We start from the raw sequence: 7,705 nt of genomic DNA, 5'->3' as shown, positions 1-7,705 counted from the left end.
CAATCGCGATGGACGAAGGTTTACGCTTCGCAATCCGTGAAGGTGGCCGTACTGTAGGTGCGGGTGTTGTTGCTAAAATCCTTGACTAATATTTAGTTATTGATTGAAAAAAGGTCACTTAGGTGGCCTTTTTTATTGCCTGAAGCTTCTGTACTGTAGTCTGAACGGATATCTCGGTGACATACTTTGTACGAAACAAAGTAGAACATGCGAAGCATGGCCCCGAAGGGGTGAAAGGCAGGATGCCTAGAAAAACGTGGGTGAAATCAGTTTCTTTAGTTGCGCAGCAATGCCTGATTGAACGGAAAAACATGGATGTTTTTTCTGGGTGATGTTCATCATGGACGTGATACGTACAAATGTTAGATAGAGTGCTGGTGTTGTGGCTAAAATCCTTGTTTAATATTTAGTATTGATTGAAAACACCTAGTCTATTGTATGGCGTTAAGTAGATACTGAAGTAGCGCTGTAATGCTAGTGCAGGATATGGCGTAAGAGCGCCGCATCCTGTAAACATTTAGCCCCAAGCGTTGGCTATCTACTTTATATAGAAACTAAGGTATTCAAATAACCAAGAATATATTTTTATTCGTTTTTAATAATGCGCAAAATTTTTGCTTCATGGCTGGTAACTTCAACCTGATAAGCCTTACCCTCATTACTCATATTTTGGTGTTTCCATAGGTCTCTAAATGTGGCTGAGCTCCATTTTAGACCTAAGTCTTGTTGTATATTAAGGGCAAAATTTGCCGTTACGCTACCACGATTAAGCATTGCGACAGCCCAGCTACCATCACTCAATGGCTTAGCATAAATTTCTAGGTCGCCTTCATCTTTAACCTTTTTAGCTTGCTGCCCAAGTGCATCTTGGTTAAGTGCAATGACTTCTGTGTTGGTTAAAGTTTCAAGTGTGTATGGGTCGACATTACGTAAATCTGAAGCGGTTAATAATGGAGATGCCAACATTGCCCACATAGAAAAGTGCGTCCTATATTCAATGTTTGAAGCTCCAGCTCCAACGAGTTCTTTGCTTTCGCCATTTAACCCAACCACTAGCATATCAAAATCGTTCCATTGACCAGGCTTGGTATAAGGTGTTAACTCTACTCCTCTGTCAATCATGTCCAAAACATCTTGATAATAGTCTTCGCGATTGCCTGGATAATCAAAATCATCTGAAATATCTTGGCCTATGCGCCAGTGATTGGCTCCTATATCACCTCCCCATTCCCAAATGTTTGCCCAGCCACAGTGGCATGCATGAAAAACAATATCCTGCTCTTGCTCTATTAAAGCTTCGGACATTGTTAAAAATACTTCATGTAGAACGGGAGCGGGTTCTTTTGCGTGGGAGCAGCATGCATCGTACTTTAGGTGGTCAATACCCCATGATGCAAACATGGCTGCATCTTCAGCTTCATGGCCTTCACTTCCTGTAAAACCAGCACAGGTGTCTTTCCCTGGGCCTGAGTAGATACCTAGCTTCATACCTTTCGAGTGGGCATAATCAGCAATGTATTTGATACCTCGTGGAAATTTCACAGGGTCATATTCTAGTGGGTGGTCTTGACGGCTGCCTTTATAACGTTGCCAACCATCATCTAAATTGACATATATATAACCCGCATCTCGCATCCCATTAGCCACCATAGAGTCTATTGTTTCGATCAATAACTTCTCGTTAATTTCAACACCAAAATTATTCCAGCTGCTCCATCCCATTGGAGGGGTTTTAGCCAGGCCGTTATTATGGTTTAGCTCCTTAAAGCTAGTCACTTTTTCAGGTGATGCAGTTTGTGTTGCGGCAAAAGCAGTTGTTTGCTTCAGTAGTAATAAAAAACTTAGCGTGATTAACGTAAAAGTTGCGCTATTTGAAGTCATGTAGGCCTTCCAATTATTAGTTTCAAGCTAACCGAGTCTCATATTGTTATTAGTAATATCTGACTAAGGAGTAGTGCTCATATGTGTGAACTTATCCTACGAAACTTAAGATAAAAACACAATGAAATTTGCATTGTTTCATTTTCCTTTTATTGGTTTCTTTTTGGCTTTTGGTTATCTTGTTGCTTCTTAGAGAAGCGCTAAATGTGTAAATAGTATGAAGACTGAAGCCTTGCACTTTTCATTTTGAGTTTTACTGATACGCTGTTTGTTTAAATATTAATTAGAGAGTATTGATACATGCTTAAGTTAAAGGTTATTGCTCTGACTATATTGTTGGTTGGGTTTGCTGGGTGTGGAAGCTCTGACACCGCATCTACAGTGGTAGATGATGACACATCTGAAAGCGAGACTGATACTAGTACGGACGACGGTACAGGAGGCTATTACGATGTGGACATGTTTACTGTTTTGCCTTTAGAAGAAGACATTGTAAGTTGCACCTTAGAAAATGGTACTACAACCACTTGTTATGAACTGACGTTCGTTGCTAATACTGTAGGCGATACTGAGGGAGAGGGGACGGTTGGACCATACTGCCCTGATAGTATAGATACGCCTAGAGATGAGGCGGGTCTTGGGGTTTATGATGGCGATACCAATCCTGGCTTTCAGTCTTTGGTTGATGCAGCACAAGGGATGGATGCTGACGGTTACGACATAGTCGATGAAGACGGTAATATCCGTTCTGGTGGTGGTGGAGACTACAGTTATTGCTTGTCTATGCCATTTGACTCAAGCTTAACCGTAACCTATTTGATACCCGTTACCCCTGAGTTCCGCTCTGAGGCCTATTATATTGAGACTGTTGGAAGTATTGGGGTGGGCATTAATGGTATACCAATTAAAGGCGACCCACCTAGCGTTACCACAGCAGAAGCGGGGATCGGTGGCACAGGCAGTGGAAACATTCCTGCGTTAGATCATTGTGGAGGGCACGCCGACCCGGCAGGTTATTATCATTGGCATTTCATTCCCCAGTCTATAAACACTGTGTTTGAATCAGAAGAATACGACTTTACTGATTTATATGGTATCAGTTGTAGCAATACGTATATTGAATATGAGGATCCAACTGCCTTTGCAGGTTTGGCTAAAGATGGTTTCCCTATATACGCAGCATATGATGCGGTAGATGCAGTGCCTACCGAGCCTAACAGTGTCGTTACGGTTGATGAATGTAATGGCCATAGTCATGCAACAGATGAATATTCAGACGGTGTGTATCACTACCATGCATTAGAAACGGGCGCACCTAATGTACCAGTTTGTTTAATGGGAAGTTTTGCAGAGCGAAATGATTTTTCTGTTCAGTAATTGCTAACCATAAACGTATTAGGCTGCCAATTTGCAGCTTAATGCAGGAGACTCTATATGTTTAAATATTTTAAAATTATCACCTTACTTTTTAGTTTGGGGTTTGTAAATCATAGCTTCGCACATGACAGTAACATCGCTACCTTTCATATTAGGCATATGGCAGATGACCTATGGGTATATGAGCTGATGACACCACTTCATGGGCTTGATACATCATTAAGAGCCGCTATGAAAGGAGATACGGATTTGGTTAACCTGAGCAAAGAGAGTACTGAATATAAACAAAAGCTGATTAGTCATATAAAAAGCGATTTTGACGTTACAGCAATAGAATATTCCGAAGATAAAGGCGCAACTAAACCAGTGAAATTGAGTTTAGGCAAAGGAAGAATTAAATTGAACGGTCATCAGTCCGTGTTCATTTTTGAAATTAAGGGGATGCCAAAAGATGTGATGCAACTTGATTTCCGCCTAGCGAGTATGTCGAATAATGACTCTCAAAATAATTTACTACGGTTGATAGATGGCCAGAAAACAAAAAAATATTTATTGAATCAGAATAATGATTTCTCCGGACAAAGTATCGGCTTCTTTCATTCGGTGATACCTAAAACCTCTAGTTGAGTTTAAAAAAATTTATAAAATGCACTTCTAGATTTTGTTACTATTAAGAAAATTATGGAGGTGTGATGCAGTATTCAAAGTTAGGAAGCAGTGGTGTTAATGTTTCAAGAGTATGTCTTGGAAGCATGACGTGGGGAATACAAAATACCCAACAAGAAGCCAATGAGCAAATCGAATTCGCTTTAAGTAAAGGCATCAATTTTATTGATACAGCAGAACTTTATCCAGTTCCGCCAGCGGCTGACAAACATGGCGACACAGAACGTATTATCGGTAACTGGATTGCTACTAATCCAGCAAGAAGAAAAGACTTTGTTTTAGCCAGTAAAATCGCAGGCCCTGGTTTGTCTTATATCCGTGATGGTCATAAAATTACAGCTGAAAGTGTTATTGAATCTGTCGATGCTTCATTAGGGCGATTGAAAACCGATTACATTGATCTTTTTCAATTACATTGGCCTAACCGTGTATCACCTCACTTTGCTAAACACTGGCCCGGACAAGTGACCTTTTCTAAGGCTAACTCTGATGTAGAAACCAATCAGATGCTAGAAATTCTTCAGGCCTTAGATGATTGCATTAAAGCAGGTAAAATACGCTTTTGTGGCTTGTCTGATGATACTCCTTGGGGAATTAACACCTACCTAAAACTTAGTGTTCAACATGCTCTACCTAGAATGGTCTCTATTCAAAATGAGTTTAGTTTACTGCATGCTAAAGATTGGCCGTATTTGATAGAGAACTGTATCCATGAAGACGTTGCGTACTTGCCTTGGTCACCTCTAGCAGGTGGTGCATTAAGTGGCAAATATCTAAACAAACAGTTACCAAAAGGTAGCCGTTGGACCTTAGTTCAAAGGAATGGCATATTTCGAGATACAGAAGTAACGCATGCTGCAACCGCCAAGTATGTAGATATAGCTAAAGTTCATCAGCTCAGTCCTGCGCAACTAGCTTTAGCTTGGTGTGATCAAGTAGATGGAGTAACCTCGACTATAATCGGCGCAACAAATATGGCGCAGTTGAAGGAAAATATTCAAGCCTTTGAAACGCCATTAACTAGAGATGCTTTAGCTGAAATTAGCCAAGTATTTAAAGAGTACCCAGTTCCATTTTAACCTTGCCAATTCAGTTGGTCTTTAGTGAGTTATTGACTATAAAGACCAATCCTTTTCATTAGATAGCTACTCTTTGTCTATATAACTGCTGTTTTCAAGGAGTTTATGTTCGCATTCCTGTGGCAACTAATAAGTTTGTAAGCTACTAAACTAGCTTCGCGATATTATTGGCTGGTTGTTTTTTGTACTATATGGTTGCGTTAAGGAACTGCACCGGATTGAGTCATACCGCATTGCTTTTAATTAGGAATACAAACTGAGCATTTAAGGAAAAAATGTCGATACTTAAAAGAATCAATCCATTTATAGTACTGGGTATTTTCTCGCTAAGTAGTCATCATAGCTTTTCACATGAAGGCCATGATGAGCCTGACATAATTTTACCCCAACAACTAGGTGAATTAGGTACCGTTGCGTTTGCTTCGTCTTGTGGGACCGAACAGCAAAAGGCGATTAACACAGGAGTCGCTTTATTACATCACATGATGTATGCCCAAGCAGAAAAACACTTTGCTGAATGGGTTAAACGCTCTCCTCAATGTGCCATAATGTACTGGGGATATTCGATGAGCCTGTTTCACCCTTTATGGCCAGATAAAATAACCGAGAAAGCTAGCGCCAGAGGTGCAGAGGCCATAACAAAAGCCAAAACACTCAGTAGCTCTCAGCGTGAAGCTGACTATATCAAGGCTGCCGCTGCTTATTATAATAAGTGGCAAAATACAGCAGAATCGAAGCGTATCTCTGATTGGGCCAACAGTCATAAAAAACTTGCAGAATTATATCCAGAAGATATCGATGCCGTGGCCTTTTACGCTCTTGCACAGTTGGTTATGGCCTCTAAGAAAGACCCAAGTTTTAGTCAAAATATACAAGCAGGAAAATTATTAGCTAAACTATTAATTTCCAATCCTGATCATCCGGGAGCCATTCACTATACTATTCATGCGTATGACACCCCTTTATTGGCAGAAAAGGCCATAGACGCCGCCAGAGCCTATGATAAAATTGCCCCCGATGTCCCTCACGCGTTGCATATGCCAAGTCACATTTTTGTTCGATTAGGTATGTGGGAAGATGCTAAAAACTGGAACATTCGTTCAGCCAAAGCCGCGTTAAAATATCCAAGCAATGGACAAACATCTATGCATTATGTGCATGCAATTGATTATCTTGTTTACAGCTACATGCAATTGAATCAAAAAGATTTGGCACAACAAGCATTTGACAATATTGGGTCGCATCTTCCTTTACAGCCTACATTTCCAGCGGCATATGCATTATCGAGTATTCCTGCAAGAATCGCCCTAGAAAGTCATCAGTGGGGATCCGCGAGTCAAATTCCTGTACGGACTTCCAGTTACATCAATTGGGAACAATTCCCACATATAGAGGCCATTACTTATTTTAGCCGAGGCATAGGTGCTGCCAGAATCAACAATATTAAGGCCGCGAAAGAAAATTTAGCGGTTCTTTACCAATTACTTGAAAAAACCCAACAAACCAGCCCTGCTTATTGGGCAGTCTTGGTTGATGCACAAGCCCAGGCTGTCTCCGCGTGGGTAAGTTATGCTCAAGGCGACACCCAAGCGGCAATCACTCAACTCGCTAAAGCGGCGGATCTTGAAGATTCTGTTGATAAAACCCCGGTTACTCCAGGGGCGGTCTTGCCCATTAGGGAGTTACTTGGAGATATGTTAGCAATGACAGGTGATCTTGCTAATGCCAATCTGGCCTATCAAAACTAAGATATTAATTAACCTTGCTCTTGGTACCTATATTTATGCTCAATAGCTACTTGGTGAGTTTATTTATCATCTTCATACTCTTTGAATTTCAAATGGTTATGTATTAGTCTGGGTATCATTAAATTTTAAGAAATCATTATGTCTTTAAAAAATATTCGTGTGTTATGTGCCACTGCTGCTTTATGTTTAATCTCTATTTCATCTTACGCTACCGTGGTAGAAATTCGTACTTCACTTGGCGATATCGAAGTTAATCTGTTTGATGATGCGACTCCAGAAACCGTTGAGAATTTTTTGAGTTATGTAAATTCTGGGGCTTATGCCAATGTTGTGGTACACCGCTCTGTGAGTGGGTTTATTATCCAGAGTGGAGGTTATGAATATTATGGCTCTACTGCCGCTGGAGAAGTACCACTAGAAGCCATAGAAACTGGCCCTACAGTAATCAATGAGCCTGTGTATTCTAATTTGAGAGGTACTATTGCCATGGCTAAGCTTTCGGGTTCTGCTGATAGTGCAACGTCACAATGGTTTATTAATTTGACAGATAACAGTAGTAATCTAGATACTCAAAATAGTGGCTTTACTGTATTTGGCCAAGTATCTGATGCAGGTATGCAAACGGCTGATGTTATTGCTATTACTAGTACAGTTGATTTAGGGGGCGCTTTTACTGATATTCCTATGTTGGATTATACTGCGACAGACTTTTCGAACGATGTGGTGATTGCCGAAGAAAACTTAGTGGTGATTGCTGATGTTGTAGTAACCGATGCGGCAATTGATACTGCAGCTAGTTTAAGCCCGGCTGAAAACACCTTAATAGATGCTGATAGCAGTACGGGTGGTACATCTAGCTCAGGAGGTGGCGCATTTTCATGGTTAACTTTATTAGCATTAGCAGGGATAGCGACTAGGTTAAAATCAATATTAAGCTGAGCTAAATTTGATTGA

7 protein-coding genes are annotated in these 7,705 nt (G+C 40.6%); 6 read left to right on the top strand and 1 reads right to left on the bottom strand.

What is annotated here, in order from left to right:
- On the top strand, positions 1-89 hold an 89-nt coding region (locus tag ABJE44_RS11430; protein ID WP_348110577.1), incomplete at its 5' end, for a hypothetical protein.
- Positions 90-585: 496 nt separating this feature from the next.
- Here the strand turns inward: ABJE44_RS11430 and ABJE44_RS11425 are convergent.
- Positions 586-1,881, bottom strand: a complete 1,296-nt coding sequence (locus ABJE44_RS11425; protein WP_348110575.1) for a glycoside hydrolase family 27 protein — start codon at positions 1,879-1,881, stop codon at positions 586-588.
- A gap of 300 nt (positions 1,882-2,181) precedes the next feature.
- Between ABJE44_RS11425 and ABJE44_RS11420 the strand changes: the two genes are divergently transcribed.
- The 5 genes from ABJE44_RS11420 to ABJE44_RS11400 all read left to right on the top strand — a co-directional run bounded on the left by ABJE44_RS11420 (position 2,182) and on the right by ABJE44_RS11400 (position 7,690).
- Positions 2,182-3,258, top strand: coding sequence for a YHYH protein (locus tag ABJE44_RS11420; RefSeq protein ID WP_348110574.1), 1,077 nt, complete (start codon positions 2,182-2,184; stop codon positions 3,256-3,258).
- Between the two features lie 57 nt (positions 3,259-3,315).
- The gene (locus ABJE44_RS11415; RefSeq protein WP_348110573.1) at positions 3,316-3,885 is read left to right on the top strand and encodes a hypothetical protein; all 570 of its coding nucleotides are present in this window, start codon (positions 3,316-3,318) and stop codon (positions 3,883-3,885) included.
- A 65-nt stretch (positions 3,886-3,950) separates the two neighbouring features.
- A complete protein-coding gene (locus tag ABJE44_RS11410) occupies positions 3,951-5,003 on the top strand; it encodes an aldo/keto reductase (protein ID WP_348110572.1) in 1,053 nt (350 codons plus the stop codon).
- A 275-nt stretch (positions 5,004-5,278) separates the two neighbouring features.
- Positions 5,279-6,751 (top strand): hypothetical protein, encoded by a 1,473-nt coding sequence (locus ABJE44_RS11405; protein ID WP_348110571.1) that lies wholly within the window; start codon positions 5,279-5,281, stop codon positions 6,749-6,751.
- A gap of 138 nt (positions 6,752-6,889) precedes the next feature.
- A complete protein-coding gene (locus ABJE44_RS11400) occupies positions 6,890-7,690 on the top strand; it encodes a peptidylprolyl isomerase (RefSeq protein WP_348110570.1) in 801 nt (266 codons plus the stop codon).
- Positions 7,691-7,705: the final 15 nt, after the last annotated feature.

Origin of the sequence: Paraglaciecola sp. (assembly GCF_039942875.1) — a bacterium.
Lineage (GTDB): Bacteria > Pseudomonadota > Gammaproteobacteria > Enterobacterales > Alteromonadaceae > Paraglaciecola.
Note: the sequence above shows the minus strand (reverse complement) of the source record. Positions and strands in the feature narration are given on the sequence as shown.